This is a genomic window from Frigoribacterium sp. R86507 (genome assembly GCF_044597695.1).
Classification (GTDB): domain Bacteria; phylum Actinomycetota; class Actinomycetes; order Actinomycetales; family Microbacteriaceae; genus Frigoribacterium.
On record NZ_CP139002.1, the window covers coordinates 2899303 to 2917935 of the forward strand.

At 71.8% G+C, this 18633-nt stretch carries 16 protein-coding genes; 7 read left to right on the forward strand and 9 right to left on the reverse strand.

Features of this window, described 5'->3' with window-relative positions:
- Window positions 1-2: 2 nt before the first annotated feature.
- Genes SJY14_RS13700 through SJY14_RS13710 form a run of 3 tightly spaced genes read right to left on the reverse strand, consistent with a single transcriptional unit; the run spans window position 3 to window position 2163 of the window.
- Complete coding sequence (locus SJY14_RS13700) at window positions 3-671, reverse strand: histidine phosphatase family protein (RefSeq protein ID WP_396599157.1); 669 nt, start codon at window positions 669-671, stop codon at window positions 3-5.
- Window positions 672-712: 41 nt separating this feature from the next.
- Complete coding sequence (locus SJY14_RS13705) at window positions 713-1432, reverse strand: nucleoside/nucleotide kinase family protein (RefSeq protein ID WP_396599158.1); 720 nt, start codon at window positions 1430-1432, stop codon at window positions 713-715.
- Window positions 1429-2163, reverse strand: a complete 735-nt coding sequence (locus SJY14_RS13710) for a DedA family protein (RefSeq protein WP_396599159.1) — start codon at window positions 2161-2163, stop codon at window positions 1429-1431. The genes SJY14_RS13705 and SJY14_RS13710 overlap by 4 nt, the downstream gene beginning before the upstream one ends.
- A 164-nt stretch (window positions 2164-2327) precedes the next feature.
- Here SJY14_RS13710 and SJY14_RS13715 point away from each other — a divergent pair, with 164 nt between their 5' ends.
- From SJY14_RS13715 to SJY14_RS13730, 4 genes are all read left to right on the forward strand, one after another.
- Window positions 2328-3290, forward strand: coding sequence for an ABC transporter ATP-binding protein (locus SJY14_RS13715; RefSeq protein ID WP_043593111.1), 963 nt, complete (start codon window positions 2328-2330; stop codon window positions 3288-3290).
- Entirely contained in the window at window positions 3287-4165 is an 879-nt protein-coding gene (locus SJY14_RS13720) for an ABC transporter permease subunit (protein WP_396599160.1), read from the forward strand. The genes SJY14_RS13715 and SJY14_RS13720 overlap by 4 nt, the downstream gene beginning before the upstream one ends.
- A 128-nt stretch (window positions 4166-4293) precedes the next feature.
- Window positions 4294-5811 (forward strand): DHA2 family efflux MFS transporter permease subunit, encoded by a 1518-nt coding sequence (locus SJY14_RS13725; protein ID WP_396600281.1) that lies wholly within the window; start codon window positions 4294-4296, stop codon window positions 5809-5811.
- Between the two features lie 640 nt (window positions 5812-6451).
- Complete coding sequence (locus tag SJY14_RS13730) at window positions 6452-7936, forward strand: MFS transporter (protein WP_071255109.1); 1485 nt, start codon at window positions 6452-6454, stop codon at window positions 7934-7936.
- 120 nt (window positions 7937-8056) lie between these two features.
- Here SJY14_RS13730 and SJY14_RS13735 read toward each other — a convergent pair whose 3' ends face one another.
- Both SJY14_RS13735 and SJY14_RS13740 read right to left on the reverse strand, forming a co-directional pair.
- Window positions 8057-8704 carry a hypothetical protein gene (locus SJY14_RS13735; RefSeq protein ID WP_143048577.1) on the reverse strand — a complete coding sequence of 216 codons (648 nt, stop codon included), beginning with the start codon at window positions 8702-8704 and terminating at the stop codon, window positions 8057-8059.
- Window positions 8705-9433: 729 nt separating this feature from the next.
- Window positions 9434-10183: an NAD(P)H-hydrate epimerase gene (locus tag SJY14_RS13740; protein WP_255364173.1), complete on the reverse strand. Its 750-nt coding sequence runs from the start codon at window positions 10181-10183 to the stop codon at window positions 9434-9436.
- A 603-nt stretch (window positions 10184-10786) separates the two neighbouring features.
- On the opposite strand from SJY14_RS13740, the gene SJY14_RS13745 reads away from it, so the two are divergent.
- Window positions 10787-11584 (forward strand): alpha/beta fold hydrolase, encoded by a 798-nt coding sequence (locus SJY14_RS13745; RefSeq protein WP_396599161.1) that lies wholly within the window; start codon window positions 10787-10789, stop codon window positions 11582-11584.
- Window positions 11585-11761: 177 nt separating this feature from the next.
- The gene (locus SJY14_RS13750; protein WP_396599162.1) at window positions 11762-13276 is read left to right on the forward strand and encodes an FAD-dependent oxidoreductase; all 1515 of its coding nucleotides are present in this window, start codon (window positions 11762-11764) and stop codon (window positions 13274-13276) included.
- Here SJY14_RS13750 and SJY14_RS13755 read toward each other — a convergent pair.
- On the reverse strand, window positions 13207-13971 hold the full coding sequence (locus SJY14_RS13755; protein WP_396599163.1) for a Pr6Pr family membrane protein: 765 nt from the start codon (window positions 13969-13971) through the stop codon (window positions 13207-13209). The genes SJY14_RS13750 and SJY14_RS13755 overlap by 70 nt on opposite strands.
- 173 nt (window positions 13972-14144) lie before the next feature.
- Window positions 14145-14984: an aldo/keto reductase gene (locus tag SJY14_RS13760; RefSeq protein ID WP_054147010.1), complete on the reverse strand. Its 840-nt coding sequence runs from the start codon at window positions 14982-14984 to the stop codon at window positions 14145-14147.
- Window positions 14985-15316: 332 nt separating this feature from the next.
- Between SJY14_RS13760 and SJY14_RS13765 the strand changes: the two genes are divergently transcribed.
- Window positions 15317-15595 (forward strand): hypothetical protein, encoded by a 279-nt coding sequence (locus SJY14_RS13765; protein ID WP_043596376.1) that lies wholly within the window; start codon window positions 15317-15319, stop codon window positions 15593-15595.
- Between the two features lie 148 nt (window positions 15596-15743).
- Here SJY14_RS13765 and SJY14_RS13770 read toward each other — a convergent pair whose 3' ends face one another.
- Both SJY14_RS13770 and SJY14_RS13775 read right to left on the reverse strand, forming a co-directional pair.
- Window positions 15744-16436, reverse strand: a complete 693-nt coding sequence (locus SJY14_RS13770) for an endonuclease/exonuclease/phosphatase family protein (protein WP_326937849.1) — start codon at window positions 16434-16436, stop codon at window positions 15744-15746.
- Window positions 16437-16548: 112 nt separating this feature from the next.
- Window positions 16549-18264 carry an Ig-like domain-containing protein gene (locus tag SJY14_RS13775; protein ID WP_396599164.1) on the reverse strand — a complete coding sequence of 572 codons (1716 nt, stop codon included), beginning with the start codon at window positions 18262-18264 and terminating at the stop codon, window positions 16549-16551.
- Window positions 18265-18633 lie beyond the last annotated feature (369 nt).

An 18633-nucleotide genomic window follows, 5' to 3' on the forward strand; every position in this document is an offset into this window, starting at 1 on the left:
CGTCAGTAGGACTCGCCGGTCGGGTCGGGGGCGTCGAGGTCGAGCAGCCCCGCACCGCCGACGGGCAGGCCCTGCCAGGTCTGGAGTCGCCAGCCGCGGTCGAGGGTGCCCTCGAGCGTGACGACACCCGTGTTCTCGAGCAGGTGGTGCCGGATGAACTCGTCGTCGGCGTTGACCGCCCGCGAACCGACCCAGGCGCGGATGGCCGCACCGTGACTGACGGCGGCTACCGTCTCGTGACCGTCGCGCTCGCCCGCGGCGATCAGGTCGGCCAGCGCCGCGTCGTAGCGAGCGAAGAACTCGTGCCCGTCTTCCGAACCGGGCACCCGCACGTCGAGGTCGCCCGCCGCCCAGGAGAAGACGCAGCCGATGTAGGCCGTGACCGCCTCGGCGTCGCTGCGGCCTTCGAGATCGCCCGCCTTCACCTCGCGAAGCCCGTCGAGCACCGCCGGCGTCCGTCCCGTGGCGGCGGCCAGAGGAGCCGCGGTGAGCTGCGTGCGCACGAGCGTGCTGACCGCGAGCGCACCGATCGTCTCGTCGGCGAGGGCCACGGGCAGCGCCTCGGCCTGGCGCCGACCGAGGTCGGTGAGCCCCACGCCGGGGGCGACGGTGCCGAGCTCGCCCTCGACGTTGTCGGGGGTCTGACCGTGGCGGATCAACAACAGGCGCATGGTCGTCCACCCTAGGACCGACCTCCGACACCGGGGGTCGGTCAGGCGTCGGGCCAGAGGCGGCCGGCGTCCACGACGACGTCGGCCCGGGCGCGGGTGGCCCGGACCAGCCGGGCGTTCGCCTCGTCGGGACCGGCGGCCCAGGCCTCGGCGGCCTCGGGCGTCATGCCGAAGCGGACGTGGCGGGCGACGAGCCAGCGGCGTCGGAGCCCGGCCGGGGTGTCGACGAACCACACCTCGTCGAACGCCGAGCGCACCTCGGGCCACGGCGCGAGCTCGGCCAGCAGGTAGTTGCCCTCGCTGACCACGACCTCGACGGACGGGTCGACCTCGATCGCCCCGCCGATCGACTCCTCGACGCCGCGGACGTACTCGGGTGCCCACACCGTCGTCGACCGGGACCGCAACCGGACGAGCAGGGCCAGGTAGCCGTCGGCGTCGAAGGTGTCGATGGCTCCCTTGCGGTCGAGGCGGTCGACTCGGGCGAGGGTGGCACCGGCGAGGTGGAAACCGTCCATGGGGACGACGGCGGCGCGCACCCCGACCCGCGTGAGGCCCTCGACGACGGACGCGGCCGCCGTGCTCTTGCCGCCACCGGGCTCACCCGCGACGCCGATCAGGGTGCGGACGGGCGTCGGGGCCGACCCGGCGGCCGAGGCGAGGTGCACGGAGGAGCCGAGCCGCGCCTCCTGCGTCCGGGCGTGGACCGCCAGGGCCCGGGCGACGAGCTCGTCGACCGAGCCGAGCGGCGTGCCGGTCACTCGGGGCGGCCGGCCGAGCCGGGACGGGTGCCTGCGTCGTCGCCGACGTCGGCGGTACGAAGCTCGGTCAGGGCGGCCTCGCGGCGCGACCGGCGCCAGGCGAGCAGGGCGTGCAGGGCGATCGGCACGACCGACAGGACGACGAGCACGACGGCGAGCACGTCGATGTGGTCGCGGATGAAAGGGATGCCGCCGAGCAGCGAGCCGAGCACCGTCATGCCCACGGCCCAGAGGAAGGCGCCCGTCACGTTGAAGAGCAGGAACTTGGGGTACCGGTAGCCTGCGGTCCCGGCCGCCAGCGGGACGTAGGTGCGGACGATCGGGACGAACCGACCGAGGATCAAGCTCGTGCCGCCGTACTTCGCGAAGAAGGCCTCGGCGCGCTCGAGGTAGGCCGTCTTGAGGATGCGCGCGTCGTCCTTGAAGAGGCGGCGGCCGAAGCGGTTGCCGAGGAAGTAGCCCACCTGGTCGCCCAGCACCGCGGCGACGAAGGCGCAGAGCGCGATCACCCAGACCTGCAGCCCCAGTGCCTCGTGCAGCACGCCGGCGGTGAAGAGCAGCGAGTCGCCGGGCAGGAAGGGGAACAGCACGCCCGACTCGATGAAGACCATCAGCGAGATGCCTGCGAGGGCCCAGGGGCCCAGGGCGGGCAGCAGCTCGTCCGGGTTGAAGAGGACGAACCCCCCGCCGGTCGAGGCGGGCAGGGCGGCGAGCAGGGTGTCGGCGATCACGAGGGACGACTGTAACGGGTCGACCCCTGGACGAGGCGTCCACCGAGCGGACCATGCCGTCATCCGCAGGTCTCGGCCGGGCGGGGGATGCCCCCGGACACACCGCGCCCCTAGCCTGGGGCGATGCGGACACCCCTCAGCATGCCGACGACAGGACGCACGCGATGATCGAAGCCCGGAACCTCACCAAGATCTACGGAGACAAGCGCGCGCTCGACGACGCCACCTTCACGGTCCGCCCCGGTCTCGTCACCGGGTTCCTCGGCCCGAACGGCGCCGGCAAGTCCACCACCATGCGCATGATCGTGGGGCTCGACCGCCCCACCAGCGGCAGCGTCACGGTCAACGGCAAGCGGTTCGCCGACCACGCCGCCCCCCTGCACGAGGTCGGCGTCCTGCTCGACGCCAAGGCCGTGCACACCGGTCGCAGTGCGCACGACCACCTGCTGGCCATGGGTGCCACCCACGGCATCGGCAAGAAGCGCGTCGACGAGGTGATCGCCCTGACCGGCCTCGAATCGGTCGCGAAGAAGCGCGTCGGCGGGTTCTCGCTCGGCATGGGGCAGCGCCTCGGCATCGCCGCCGCGCTGCTCGGCGACCCGGCCACCGTCATCCTCGACGAGCCCGTCAACGGCCTCGACCCCGAGGGCGTCGTCTGGGTGCGCACCCTGGCCCGCTTCCTCGCGAGCGAGGGCCGCACCGTGTTCCTCTCGTCTCACCTGATGAGCGAGATGGCACAGACCGCCGACCACCTCATCGTGCTCGGGCGGGGCAAGGTGCTCGCCGACTCCCCGATCTCGGACGTCATCTCGCAGGCCTCGGGCGACGCCGTCCGCGTCCGCAGCCCGCATGCCGACCACCTCGTCTCGCTGCTGCAGGGGCCCGACGTCGCCGTCACGGCCGTCGAGCCCGGCGTCGTCGAGCTGCGGGGCATCACCGCCGAGCGGGTCGGCGACCTCGCCGCCTCGTCCGGCGTCGTGCTGCACGAGCTCACCCCGCTGGTCCGCTCGCTCGAGGACGCGTACATGACCCTCACGCAGGACTCCGTCGAATACCACGCAGGAGGCGCGGCGCGAGGCAGCCACGTCGCCCCCGACACGCAGACCCCCCAGGGAGCGACCCGATGACCGCCACGACCCCCACCCGCCACCGCGACCGGCCGGCCCGCCCGACCTCGAAGCTCACCTTCGGCGGCGTGCTGCGCAGCGAGGTCATCAAGCTGCGTACCCTGCGCTCGACCTGGTGGTGCCTGTCGATCATGGTCGTCATCATCGTCGGCTTCGGCGCGCTGTTCGCCCTGAGCGCGGGCCTGTTCGAGGCCGGCCAGGCCAGCACCGAGCAACAGCAGCAGATCGTCGCGCAGTCCGTCTCGGTCGGCGTGGTCTTCGGCCAGCTCGTCGCGTCGATCCTGGGCGCCCTGGTGATCACCGGCGAGTTCGGCACGGGCATGATCCGGTCGACCTTCTCGACGGTGCCCAAGCGCCTGCCCGCGGTGATCGCCAAGCTCGTGGTCATCGCGGTGACGCTCTTCGTGGTGTCGCTGGTCGCACTCGTCCTGACCCTGCTGATCAACAGCGCGATCCTGCCGTCGAACGACATCACGGTCGACTTCGGCGACGATGCCCTCTGGCGCAGCGTGCTCGGCGCCGCGGCATCGATCGCCTTCACCGGCATGATCGCCTTCTCGCTCGGTGCGATCATCCGCAACGGTGCCGGCGCCATCGCGGCCTCGGTCGGCCTGGTCTTCGTGCTGCCGATCATCGTGCAGATCTTCACGGCGTTCGTCGACGCCGCGTGGGTCTACACGCTGGCCGAGATCATCCCGCCGAACGCTGCCGCCCGGCTCTACGACTACGTCGTCTCCGGCCAGTCGGCGATGACGCTGCCGAGCCCCGACGGAGCCCTCGTCCTCGAACCGTGGAGCGCCCTGCTGGTGCTCGTCGGGTGGGTCGTGGTGCTCTTCGGCCTGGCGCTCGCGCTCGTGAAGCGACGCGACGTCTGACCGACCCGCACCGCGCCTCCTCGGGGTGACGGCGGGGCGTTCGTGACGGATCGGGAAGAACCGGACCGTCTCGTACGTTCGGTCGCACAGGCACACCCGCCGTCACCTCCGAGGAGCCCCATTTGAGCATCGACCCCTCTCCCCCGACGACCGTCGGCGACAGCCGATCCGGCGACGGCCGATCCGGCGAGACCGCGACAGCGGGCGCCGACAACGACCAGGCCGGCACCGAGGCCCGCAACAAGCTCGTCATCGGGCTGCTGCTCGTCTCCGCCTTCGTGGTGATCCTGAACGAGACGATCATGGGCGTCGCCCTGCCGAGCCTCACGCGCGACCTCGACATCACCGTCACGGCCGGTCAGTGGCTGACCACGGGCTTCATGCTCACCATGGCCGTGGTCATCCCGATCACGGGCTTCCTGCTGCAGCGCTTCAACACCCGCCCGGTGTTCATCGCCGCGATGAGCCTGTTCAGCCTGGGCACGGCCATCTCGGCGATCGCTCCCGGCTTCGGCGTGCTGCTGCTCGGACGCGTCGTGCAGGCCTCGGGCACGGCGATCATGATGCCGCTGCTGATGACCACCGTGCTCACCCTCGTGCCGCCGGCCACGCGCGGCCGCACGATGGGCAACATCTCGATCGTCATCTCGGTCGCCCCGGCCATCGGTCCGACGATCTCGGGCGTCATCCTGAGCGTGCTCGAGTGGCGCTTCATGTTCATCCTCGTCCTGCCGATCGCCCTCGCCGCGCTCGCGCTGGGCGCCGCCCGCGTCAAGAACGTCACCACACCGAAGAAGGTGCCGCTCGACGTCACCTCGGTGATCCTGTCGGCCTTCGCCTTCGGCGGCATCGTCTTCGGGCTCAGCTCGATCGGCGAGGGAGCCGAGGCCGCCGTGCCCGCCTGGGTGCCGCTCGCCGTCGGCGTCGTCGCCCTCGTCGCCTTCGTGCTGCGTCAGCGCTCGCTGCAGCGTCGCGACCGCGCCCTGCTCGACCTGCGCACGTTCTCGTCGCGCACCTTCACGATCTCGGCGTCGGTGCTCGGCGTCGGCATGATCGCCCTCTTCGGCACCCTGATCGTGCTGCCGATCTACCTGCAGAACGTGCACGGCCTCGACCCGCTCGCCACCGGACTGCTGTTGCTGCCCGGCGGTCTCGTCCAGGGCCTGCTGTCGCCCGTCGTGGGACGCCTGTTCGACAAGTACGGCCCGACCGTGCTGCTCGTGCCCGGCACCACCCTCGTCAGCGCCGTGCTGTGGTTCATGTCGACGGTGTCCGAGTCCACGCCGATCCCGATGGTGCTCGGCGCCCACGTCGCCCTCAGCATCGGCCTGGCCTTCATGTTCACGCCGCTGTTCACGTCGGGCCTCGGGTCGCTGCCGTCCCACCTGTACTCGCACGGCAGCGCCATCGTCGGCACGGTGCAGCAGCTGGCCGGCGCCGCCGGCACGGCCGTGTTCGTCACGGTGATGACCCTCGCGGCCACCGCGGCCGCCAGCCAGTCGGGCGCCGGAGCCGCCGCGACCGGAGCCGGCGTGCGCGCCGCGTTCCTGGTCGGGGCGATCATCTCGGTGTTCGCCGTCGCGGGGTCGTTCTTCGTGCGGCGCCCGCCGGTCGTCGAGGGCGCCGAGCCGGTCGTCGCGCACTAGCCGGTCGGGTCGCGGCCGCGCGACGCCGCCGCCGTCGCGCGGGCCGCGCGTCGCGGCCGCCGTCGCGCGGGCCGCGCGTCGCGGCCGCCGTCGCGCGGGCCGCGCGTCGCGGCCGCCGTCGCGCGTCAGCGCCCCCGCGTATCGCGTCAGCGCCCCATGTCGCGAGTCGCGCGCTGCGCGTCGCGGCTGCCGAGCTGCCGAGCTGCCGAGCTGCCGAGCTGCCGATGGTCACGACTTCCCACTCCGGGAGGCGCCGACCGTCGGCAGTTCGTCGTCGTGACGGTGGGCCGAGAGGACGTGGACCGTCGCACCACCGACGGCCGTCGAGCTGACGGTTCTGCGCAAGCGACTGTGCGACGGCGCCGGCGTCGTGATCTCCGCCCCCGCGCCTCCTCGACCTCCGCGGCTGTGGGCAACTCCTGCCCGGGGGTGCGCCCCGCGTCCGGGTGCCTGTCTTCTCGGCCCGCGCCTCCCCGGGAGTCCTGAGTTGCCGACACGCCACTCCTCGGGCTGCCTGCTTCCTCGACGTGCACGCCGACCCGGACACGGGCTTCGAGCACGAGTAGCGTCCGTGCACGTGCAGATCATGCACAGTTGCAGACTGCGCACTCGTCGTCAGGCACCACCGGGAGGCCGACCCATGACCAGCTCACCCACCACCTCGCCGAACGGCGCCCCGGGCGGAAGCACGCGCAGCCTCGTCCCGGCCCGGATGGACCGTCTGCCGTGGACGAGGTTCCACTGGTCGATCGTCGTGGGCCTGGGGTTCTCGTGGGTGCTCGACGGACTCGAGATCCAGATCGTCGCGTCAGCCGGGTTCCAGGCCGACCTGGGGCTCACCGCGGCCGAGGTCGGCCTGCTGGGCACGATCTACCTCGTCGGCCAGGTCTTCGGGGCCTTGATCTTCGGACGCATGGCCGACAGCCTCGGGCGCAAGAAGCTGTTCATCCTGACCCTCGCGATCTACCTCGTGGCGAGCGCCATCGCCGGTCTGTCGCCGAACTTCTTCTTCCTGGCCGTGTTCCGGTTCTTCGCCGGGGCAGGCATCGGTGGAGAGTACGCCGCCATCAACTCGGCGATCGACGAGCTGATCCCGTCGAAGTACCGAGGCCGTGTCGACATCGCCATCAACGGGACGTACTGGGGCGGTGCGGCCCTCGGGGCGACGGCCAACATCTTCCTGCTGAACCCCGACCTGTTCGCCGAGAACGTCGGCTGGCGCATCGGGTTCTTCATCGGCCCGGTGCTCGGGCTCGCGATCATCTACCTTCGGCGACACATCCCCGAGAGCCCCCGATGGCTGATGACCCACGGCCGCGAGAAGGAGGCCGAGGCGACCGTCGACGACATCGAGGCCCGGGTCGAACGCGACAAGGGCACCGACCACCTCGAGCCCGTGTCGGACGACCAGGCCATCGAGGTCGTCGCCGCAGGGCGGATCGGGTTCGGGACCATCGTCCGGACTTTGGTGCACGACTACCCGAAGCGCACCTTCGTCGGCGCCGCCATGATGATCACGCAGTCGTTCCTGTACAACGCGATCTTCTTCACCTACGCGCTCGTGCTGCAGAACTTCTACGGCACGAGCCCCAGCAGCACGCAGTACTTCTTCTTGATCTTCGCCGTGGGCAACTTGCTCGGACCGCTCGTGCTGGGGCCCCTGTTCGACAGCTGGGGTCGGCGTCAGATGATCTTCCTAACGTACGCCGTGTCGGCCGCCGTGCTGGCCGTGTCGGCGATCCTCTTCCAGGCGGACGTGCTCAACGCCGCGACGCAGACCGCGTTCTGGAGCGTCTCGTTCTTCTTCGCCTCGGCAGGCGCCTCGTCGGCGTACCTGACGGTGAGCGAGATCTTCCCGCTCGAGCTCAGGAGTCAGGTGATCGGGTACTTCTTCGCGCTCGGCCAGATCGTCGGCGCCGTGGCTCCCAGCCTGTACGGCGCCCTCATCGGCGACGGCAGCGACCGAGGGCCGCTCACGGGCGGGTACTTCCTGGGTGCCGGTGTCATGCTCGTCGGCGGTGTCATCGCACTGATCTTCGGTGTCGACGCGGCTCGCAAGTCGCTCGAGACGATCACGACTCCCCTCTCGGTCGTCCCCTCGTCGAAGGAGCCGCCGCGGCGCTGACGTGGCTGTGTCGGGCCGGGCCGGGCCGGGCCGGGCCGGGCCGGGCCGGACTGGGCTGGGCTGGGCTGGCCGGGCGGGGCTGGGCTGGGTCCGGCGGGGCCCGGATGGCCGTCCCCCGGTTCACCCCGTCGGCATTTCCTGACCGGTGAGCCGTCGAGGAGCCGCCAGCCGCCACAGCCTGCGGCCCCGGGGCCCGAGCACCCGCGGCAAGGAGGAATTGCCGACATCCTCGACCGGACGCGGACCGCCCGCAGTGTGAACCAGTGCATCGATCGCCTCGGCCGTGGAACGCCACCTGTCCCGCACCATCTTGGCGCTCGCCCGGAACGGGACCCGACCGTCACGGGCGATGTCGGCGTCCTTGACCCGATCCTCGTCGAAGCGCCGCTCGTGGTGTGCTCTTCCGTCGGTCTCGAAGCCGATGATCCCGTCGACCACCATGTCGATGATCTTGCTCGTCCCCTCGATGGGAACCTGACGCACGACATGTCGTCCTGCGCGCCGGAGTCTCGTTCCGGCGGCGCTCTCGAGGATGCTCTCCGCGCCTCCTTCGCTCCATGCGACGAGGCCGGCAGCGTCCGCCCTCTTGCGGGACAGCACCTCGGCGGCATCGTCATCGTCATGGACTATGCCCGCATCCCTCGCCCAGTCGACGAGGATCACCGCGTCTTCGAAAGTTCGCGCCTCGACGACCGCCCGAGCCAGGGCGTCGCGAGGATCGACCGCCCATGTCGAACCCCGGCCGCTCAACTCGACGGGGTCCCACACGACTCGGACCCCTCGACGCCTCCGGAGGCGCGAGGCCGTCTCGGGCACCGACACCGTGACGGGTGGTCGGCGCGACGACCACGACCACGCACCGAGCAGGTGGAGGGCGGACGCACCCGTGAGCCGACCACCGACGGCCACCGCGACGTAACGGGGGTCGTGGGACGACCACGCGGAGTACCACCCCCGCCGAGGTCTGCTCACGGTGCGAGATCGAACGGCGGCGGTGAGGTGTCGGTCCGTCGCCCCGTGGGCGACCAGGTCGCGTTTGTGGAGCAGCCCTCCGGCGGACGAGACCAGTTCGGTGATGGTGGTCATGTCCACGAGCGTGTCCGAGTCTCGGGCACCGTCTCGTCCAGGTACCTCGTGCCGGGGACGGACGGCGGATGCAGCCCTCTGGGGACGAGACGACTCCGAGCCGGTGCGACCTTCCACGGTCTCGGCGGGCATGTCGTCGCGAACTCCTGGCCCTTGCCGAGCCCGAGCGCGGTCGGCGGGAGCCGGCGGCCCGGCGCCGCACGTCGACAGGAGTCGCCGACCGTGCCGGGGAGGTGCCGGGAACTCCTGCGTGAGGCGCGCGCATCGTGACCGGACCGCGACCGGACGACCTCGGGACGGCAGCAGTCAGGAGTTGCCACCCAGGGTCTGAGGCGGGAGGCGGGAGGCGGGATGAAGGGCGGAACAGGACAGGACAGGACAGGACAGGGACGAGAGGGGACGGGACGGAGGTCAGACGATCGAGACCGCGGGGGGCATGCGCGCGAGGTCAGCGCCGATGCCGATGTCGACCAGCACGATGCGCCCCGCCCACTCCGCGCCCGGGCTCACGAGCAGTCCGACCTTGTGGCCACCGAACGTGACCGTGACGTCCGCCGGCAGCACGAAGACCGGATCGGGGAGCGTCCCGTCGTCCACTCCGATGCCGCTCGGAACGTCGACGGCGACCACGCGGGGCACAGGCGCCGCAGGGGCGCCCGTCGATCCTGCGCTTCCACCCGGGTGCGACCCCGCCTCCGCTCCGGCGCCCCTCCCCGGCGCCGGAGCCGCACCCGCACCCCGCGTCGCACCCGCGACCACCGGCAGCACCGCCCGCACCGCGCGCAGCGCGTCCCCCCGCAGCCCTACACCGTTCGAGCCCGTCCCCACCAGCCCGTCGAGCACCACGTCGTACTCGGGCAGAGCTGCCGCCACGACCGCGGGATCGCACCACGCTTCGACGTCGTCGGGGACGACCCCTGCCGCGAGCGCTGCGGCCAGGGCGGCCTCGTGCACCCGCGACCCCACCGGCACCACGGTCACCGCGCCGCCCTGCGGCACGAGCTCGCGGGCGAGCGACTCCCCGGCGTAGAGCGTGTCACCCCCGTTGTTGCCGCTTCCGACGAGCAGCAGGACCCGACCCGCACGACCGTCCCGAGAACGCGAGGAGGCGCGCACCATCTCGCGCACGACGTCCGCGAGTCCGTCGGCAGCCCGCCTCATCAGAGGTTCCCCCGCCTCCAGGTGCGGGCGCTCCGCCTCGCGGATCTGAGCCGCCGTCCATGCCTCGACCATGCGTCCAGCCTCCTCTCCTCCCCCTCCGGAGGGCCGGGCCTGCGTCGTCGCAGCCCACCCCCGACCGAGCCGAGGGCCCCGGCTGCCCCGATACCTCCATCGGGTACGACGTCGGACCCGCCCGCGCGGCACCGACCGGGTCGGCAACTCCTGTGCCGGGATGCCGCCGCGGCCGGTGGTGACGCTCAGGGGAGGCGCGGGCGGCATCGAGGAGGAGTTGCCGACACCGAACGCGACACGACGCCTCGGACGAACCCCCACCGCGAGCAGCCTCGAGACGGCCACGGCGGGAGCAGAACGAGCGCAGCGCACAGAACGCCTCAGCCCGCTCAGCGCGCCGAACGCGCACAGTCAGCGCAACATGCCGAACGCACACAGTCGGCGCAGCACGCTGAAGGCTCTCAGTCAGCGCAGCACGCCGAACTCACAGAGTCAGCGCAGCGCGCGCAGCGCGCAGAACGAGCAGAACGAGCGCAGCGAGCACTACGACCACAACCTGCACGAGCTGCACGGCGCTGCCAGACTGTCGGGATGCGTGCGACCACCCCGAACCCCGTCGACGGCACCGAGATCGCCTACGAGGTCGACGGCGAGGGCCCGCCCCTGCTGCTCGTGCACGGCTCGGGCCTCTCGCGCGGCACCTGGCGGGGCCTCGGCTACCTGCGCGACCTGCAGCGCGACTTCACGGTGGTCGCCCTCGACATGCGCGGCCACGGCAAGAGCGGCAAGCCCCACGACTCCGAGTCGTACGCGATGGACCTGCACCGCGGTGACGTCGGTGCCGTGCTGGACGCGACCGGCCTCGAGCCCGCGCACTACATCGGTTACTCGTTCGGCGCCCGCATCGGGCTGTCGATCGCGGCGCACGAGCCCGAGCGCCTCCGCACCCTGACCACCATCGGCGGCAGCTGGGCCCCGATGAACGGCAACATCGGTGCGACCTTCACCCCCGACTGGCACGACGCCCTGACGACGGGCGGCATGGCCCGCTTCGTCGACCGCTGGGGCGAGACGATCGGCCGTCCGATCGACCCCGAGACCCGTCTGGCCTTCATGCAGGACGATCCGATCGCCCTGGCCGCCTTCTTCACCGCGGCCGAGACCGGTGGCGGCCTCACGATCCCCCAGCTCGACTCGGTCGAGGTCCCCACGCTGCTGCTGGCCGGCACGCGCGACGTCGACCGCCACCGCGAGTCCCAAGAGGCCGCCCGCCGCATGCCCGCCGCCGTCTTCTACTCGCTGGTCGGCCAGGACCACGCCTCGTCGCTCCTGCCCGTCGACCAGGTGACCGATCTGCTGCGCACCTTCCTCGAGACCGTCGACGCCTGACCTCCTCCCCGCCCGGGTCGTCGACCGGGAGGCGCGGCGCCAGAACGCAGGACCACCCCGGGAGGCGCGGCGCCAGAACGCAGGACGCCCCGGGAGGCGCGGCACGAGAACGCAGGACGCCCCGGGAACGACCCCCGGCGCGCGCCCGCGCGCGGCGGCTGCGAGAATGGACGCACCATGGGCATCAGTCGGCGAGCGTTCTTGACGGGATCGGTCTCGGGGGCCGCAATCCTCGTGCTGTCCGCCTGCACGACCGGGTCCCCCGCGCCGACGGCCAGCCCCACCCCGTCCGCCACCACGCCGACCCCCACCCCGACGCCGACCGAGTCCGGCACGGTCGTCCCCGCCGCCTTCCGCCGCAGCTCGTGGAGCGACGACCCCTACTCGCTCGGGGCGACGAGCCACCTCACCCCCGGCACGTCCGACGCCGACCGCCGGTTGCTCGGCACCCCTCTCGACGACCGGCTCTTCTTCGCCGGTGAGGCCGTCGCCTCGACGATGGGCGGCACGGTCTACGGTGCCCGCCAGTCGGGCTTCGACGTCGCGGCACAGGTCGCCGAGGTCGCCGAGGCCGACGAGCGCATCGCCGTGATCGGCGCCGGCATCGCCGGCGCGACCGCGGCGCGTTCCCTGGTCGAGCGCGGCTACGACGTCGTCGTCGTCGAGGCCCGCGGCCGGGTCGGCGGCCGGGTGCACAGCGTGCACGACGACGACTGGCCCTACCCGGTCGAGCTCGGCGTCGGTCTGCTCGAGGGCCCCGAGTCGGTGGCCCTCCAGGCCGCACTCGCCCTCGCCCGCGTCCGGACCCGACCACTCGACGACACCGTCGAGGTGCGGACGCCCGACGGCGCGGTCGACTCGCTCGGCGACGTCGCCGACCGTCTCGGCCGGGCCGCGTCCTGGGCCGACGCTCGTTCCACCACGACCGACGCCGACTCCGGCACGAGCGTCGCCGACGCCCTCGCCGGGTCCGGGGCCGACCAGGCCTCGGCCCTGCCCGGTCCCGACGGCGTCTCGGACGCCGACCGCCTCGCCCTCGTGCTCGACGACCTCCTCCCGGCTCGCTGGGGCGCCGAGGCCGACGACCTCGCCGCCTCGACCCTCGGCGACGACCCCGCGCGCGACCTGCTGCCCACCGGCGCCTCCGTGGTGACGGGTGGCCTGTCGGGCTTCGTCGCGGGCCTGCTCGACGGCCTCGACGTCCTCCGCGACAGCAACGTCGTCCGTGTGCAGTACGGCGACCAGGGCGTGGGGCTGAGGCTCGCCACGGGCGAGTCGCTCTCGGTCGACCGCGCCGTGTCGACGATCCCCCTGGGGGTGCTGAAGACCGGCGTCCCCGAGTTCTCCCCCGAGCTGCCGTCCACCCACGCCGACGCGATCGAGGCCCTCGGCGTCGGCACGCGCGAGGTGCTCTGGCTGCGCTTCGACGAGGCCTTCTGGTCCACCCAGGCCACGGTCTGGGCCGTGCTCGACGACGACGCGCCCTACCGGCTCTTCGTCAACCTGATGCCGGCCACGGGAGCCCCCGTGCTGGTCGCGCTGACGGGCGGCGACGCGGCGGCCGAGGTCGACGCCCTCGACGACGACGCGGCGGTGGCGGCGGCCATGCAGAGCCTGGCGCCCTACCTCGACCTCGTGACCGCCGGGTCCCCCGCGCCCACCGACGAGCCGACGGCCGACCCGACGTCCTGACCCGCGCCTCCTGGTCCCTCGACCGCAGGAGGCGCGGTGCGCGTCGTCGACGCGGCCCCGCCACCCTGCCGGGCCCGTGCGTGCGGCCGCACGTGGCTGAGTGCCACGAGTGCGACGAGCACGCCGACGATCGTGCCCAGTGCTATGCCGTTGTAGAGCAGGAACTCGCCCGGCCAGGTCACCTGGGCCGGGTCGAGGAAGAAGTACGGGTACCAGCCGACGTCGGCCCCGCGGACGATCGTGAACACGCCCCACACGAGCGGGAAGACGAGCACGACCGACAGCACCCGCCAGCGCACCCGCGTCCGGTCGGGCCCGAGCACCCAGTCGACGAGCACGAACGTCGGGATCACGAAGTGCAGCAGCTGGCTGGACCAGGGCACCTCGATGCGGTAGTTGTGGCTGGCCGACTCGGCGACGATGATGCCGAACACGATGCCCGACACGATGACGTAGGTGCTGACCAGGGCGTGCACTCCCGCGAACCAGCCGGGTTCCCGGCGCCCGCGCAGCAGCAGGACTCCCGCGACCGCGAGCACGACGACGTTCGCCATGTTGCTCTGCTGGGTGAAGTAGCTGAAGTAGTTGATTGAGCTGAAGGTGCTGAACCCGAGCACGTAGACGAAGTCGGCGACGAGGGCGACGACGCCGACGGCGGCCGCGAGCAGGCGTAGGACGCCGACGATCCGTCGCACCGTGTCACGCCCTCCGGATCTGGTCGGCTGTGGTCTGGGGAAACGTCGATCGTACTAGGCGCCCACCGGACGCCCGACGTGACGAGGCCGGGCCCGTACGTCGCGACGACGTACGGGCCCGGCCTCGGTGCCTCGGCGGCGCACCGCAGTGCGACACCGTGCCGATCAGGGGATCAGCTGGGGATGTAGTTGAACTCGTCCGGGTTCGGGCCGGTGCGCTCGTCCTTGTTGAGGGCGGTGATCGCGGCCACGTCGGCGTCGGTCAGCTCGAAGTCGAACAGGTCGAAGTTCTCTTCGACGCGCGACCGGGTCACCGACTTGGGGAAGACGATGTCGCCTCGCTGGATGTGCCAGCGCAGCGTGACCTGGGCGGTCGACTTGCCGACGCGCTCGGCGATCTCGGTGATGGTCTCGTCCTTGAGCACGCCGCCCTGGGCGATGGGCGACCAGGCCTCGGTGTGGATGCCCTTCGAGACGCCGAACTCGCGCAGCGCGTCCTGCGTCAGGTACGGGTGCACCTCGATCTGGTTGACGACGGGGACGACCGAACCCTCGTCGAGGATGCGCTCGAGGTGGGGCTGCTGGAAGTTCGAGACGCCGATCGACTTGGCACGACCGCTGGCGTGGATCTCTTCCAGGGCCTTCCAGGTCTCGACGTAGTCGACGTCGATGCCGGGCAGCGGCCAGTGGATGAGGAACAGGTCGACGTAGTCCTGCTTGAGGGCGTCGAGCGTGCCGTCGAACGCCTTCAGCGCGTCGTCACGCTTGTGGAAGCCGTTGTTGAGCTTCGAGGTGACGAAGATCTCGCTGCGGTCGATGCCGCTCTCGGCGATCGCCTCGCCGACGCCCGCCTCGTTGCCGTACATCTCGGCGGTGTCGATGTGGCGGTAGCCGACCTCGAAGGCGGTGAGGGTGGCGTCCTTCGTCTCGGCCGGGTCGACCTGGTAGACGCCGAACCCGAGCTGGGGGATCTGGATTCCGTTGTTCAGGGTGATGGTGGGGATCGTGGTCATGTGTAGAGCCAACCACTCACCCCCGTCACTTCTTCCGAGGAAGCACTGGTGCGCGTACCCCGGGCGTGTTACAGTCATGAGTCGCTTGGGGCTCTCTTCTCACAGAGCTCCCGTGCGGTGCCGACCGAGTCCACACCGGTGCACCGCCCGAAAAGCCTCGCAAGACGAGTTCGCCGGATGCGCACGATGACCACCGATCATCGTTGCCCTACTTCTCCGGCCACCGTCACCGCAGGCCCGACCACCGCCGTCAGGCGGACCACGAGCGCCCACCCGGCGCCTCGTGCCACGGATTCTGTCGCAACACAGAGCACACATCGAAATCGAGCATCATGAACGACATCATCAGCATCACCGGCACGGTCACGACCGCGCCCACCCTGACCACCGCCCGCCTCGTCGAGTTCGTCGTCGTCGACGACCGCGGCACCGAGTTCGCCGTCCGCGCCTGGCGCGACGACGTCACCGCCGCCGTGCGCGTCGGTGCGTCCGTCGTCGTCGACGGCGCCGCCGGCTGGGTCATCCCCGGCCGCAGCTGGCGTCACGAGCCGAGCCGCACGATCGTGCAGGCCTCCTCGGTCGAGGCCCGCGAGCTCGCCCTCGCCGCCTAGTTCGCAGCGCCTCCGGGCGCGGTGACCCGAGGAGGCGCGGTGAGGCTGTCAGCCGCACCGCGCCTCCTGCGGTCCCCGGCACCACGACGACGGGCCCGGCCACCGAGAGGTGACCGGGCCCGTCGTTCGCTGTTCGGGGACGGCGGGGTCAGAGACCCTGGGCGCGGACCAGGATCGGCCGGTGGTCGCTGACGCCGGCCGGGAGCGTGACGACGTCCTCGATCTTGAGGTCGTAGCTCGTCGCGAAGTCGAAGTGACCCTTGACGTACTTGTAGCCCAGGTAGGTCGGGGTCGAGCTGCGGGTCAGCACGAAGCCGTCGCGCTCGATGTGCTTGCGCAGACCGCCGTGGAACCACGGGTAGTTGAAGTCGCCCACCATCAGCATCGGCACGCCCGGAGCCAGCGCACGCATCAGGCGGTGCGCCGACTCGACCTGCTTCTTGCGCAGGGCGTTCGTGGCCGTGAGCGGGGCGGCGTGGAACGATCCGATCAGCACGTCGCGTCCGCTCTGCCGGTCGGCCAGGTGCATGGCCAGCAGACGCTCGTGCGCCGGCGACATCACACGGTCGTGCATCGACTTCTTGAGCGCGTAGACGTTCGTCCCCAACAACTCGAACCGGGAACGGCGGTAGTAGGCCGCGAGCCCGAGACGGTTGTTGTGCGTCGACGCCGCGAGGGCGAACTCGCCGAACTCGTCGGGGATGTCCTTGGTGTCGGCCTCTTGCAGGCAGAGCACGTCGGCGTCGTTGTCCTCGGCGAGCGACCGGATCTCGCCCTTGGCCGTGTGCTCGCGCAGGTTGTAGCTGACGACGCGCATCGTGTGTCCGTTGTGTTCTGTCACGAGTAGCGAACCTAGTCCACGTCTGTTTCGGGCATGTGCAGGTTGGACGAACGGGGGGTGCCGGATGCGGCGGACCGGACGTCCGCCGCACCCGGCACCCCCCGTCGAACGGTTACTCGCCGCGGTGGTTGCGGTCGGCGTCACCGGTCAGCGCTGCGCGGGCCGCGCGGCGACGGGTGGTGACGACGAGCGCGGCGCCGAGCAAGGTGAGCAGGGCGGCCAGCGCGACCGGGCCGGCCAGCTCGGCTCCGGTGAAGGCGAGACCGGTCGTTGCGGCGGCGGGTCGAGGCGTCGACACGGCCGGGGCGGATGCGGCCGGGGCGGTGGGACCCGCCACGGGAGCGGCGAGCGCGGCAGGGTTCGTCGTGGGCGAGGCCGACGGCGTGGTGGGCGTGCCGGCCGCGGCGGCGACTCGGGCGAACCAGGCGTTCGAGGCGGACACGGCCTCGCCGGACTCGATACCACGGGCCGTCACGGTGCCGACGTCGTGGTGGTCGACGTCACCGGTCGTGACGCCCGTCAGCGCGGCGGTGCAGTCGAAGGAGGCTCCGACCGCGAACGGCCCGGCCCACGTGACGCCGGTCGACGGGCCGCCGAGGGGCGAGAAGTCGCAGCTGAGTCCGTCGACGGTGCCGTTGGCCAGGACTTCGTCCGAGACCGTAACGTCGGCGAGCGCGTCGGCACCCGTGTTGGTCACGCGGTAGGCCAGCGAGGCGGTCCCGTCGGAGAGGACGACGGCGGCGGCGGCCGTGTCGGCCGCGTTGCCCGCGGCGTCACCCTTGGTGATGGTCACGGCGGAGACGGGGACGTCTCCGCTTCCCGTTCCACCGGCCGAGGCCTGGGTCTTGGAGGCGCTGACCCGGCTGGGGGCAGCGACACCGGCCCGGACGGTCGACGCCGTCGCGAGGTTCGTGAAGGTCTGCGGGGCCGTGGCGGTGCCGGTGGGAGCCGGAAGGCTCACGGCGACGGCTGCACGGTACTGCGCGGTGCCGGTCTGCGCGCCCCACGAGACCGTGTACCCGGCGGCAGAGCAGTCGAAGGAGGCGGGGGTCACGACGACCGGAGCGGCGAGGGTGCCGTCGGTCTTGGTGCGGATCTCGGTGAACACCGCGGTGTCGCAATCGAAGGCCCACGTCTGCCCGGCGGGGACCGAGTCGCTCACGGTCGCCGAGTCGAACGGCCCCATCGGCGTGTTGACGCTCCAGACGAGGAAGTCGTCGGCCACGACGCGGCCCTGGTCGGCAGCGGTGTAGGTGCCGAACTTCGTCACGACGTCCGAGCCGCGCATCACGCCGGTCGGCGTGACCACGGTCGTGAAGTCGCGGCCGTCGTTCGTGGTCGACGTGAACGGCGTGGGGACACCCGAGGGGGTGGTGCGACCTTCGAAGTCGGACTTGACGAAGGCCTTGCCGCTGACGTTGAGGTGGCTCTCGGCGTAGCTGGTCATCGTGAACGTGACCACGGAGGGGCGCGTCCCGACGACGGTGGCGTCCGCCACGACCGCACCGGTGGCGGGGTCGCGGAGCGCGAAGTCGGTGGGCAGGTTCTTCAGGTGCTCGCTGAGCGTCAGCGTGAAGGTGTCACCGGTCTTGGTGTCGTCCGGCACCTCCCAGGCGATCGTCGTGGTGAGCTGGGTGCCCTGTCGCGGCGCGGTCGGGGTCACCGTCACGTCCGTGATGGCACCGTCGATCTCGGCGGCCCGGGCCGGAGCCGCGGTGCCGGTCAGGGCGGCGGTGCCGGCGAGGGCGAGGGTGGCGAGCAGCGCGGCGGACAGGCGCAGGGCCCTCCGCCCGCGACGGGGAGACCCCGCGAGGGTGAGCGAATGCATGGTGGTGCCTTTTTCGGGTGGGGTAGACGCGCGCCTCGACCTGCTCCCCCGGCGCCGTGTTCGGGTACGGCGCCGGGGTCGGGTGAACAGGGATCGTCACGTCTCGGGTGACACCCAAACTAGGGCCGGGGCCCTGACAGTGTCCACCATTCGGGGGACAGATCACCCGGACGAGGAACGGGCGACGCCGAGGGTCCCCCGAGCCACCCGCTGCGGGGGACGCCCGGCCCGTGACGGGGGGGCGCCCGTCCCTGGTGCGGGCGTCTTGCTTGCTGGCAACTCCTGCCTGCTGTCGCACCGCGGGCCGGGACACCTGGGCGGGCGAGCCGCGCCGCAGCACCGGGCAGGAGTTGCCGACACGGACGCCGC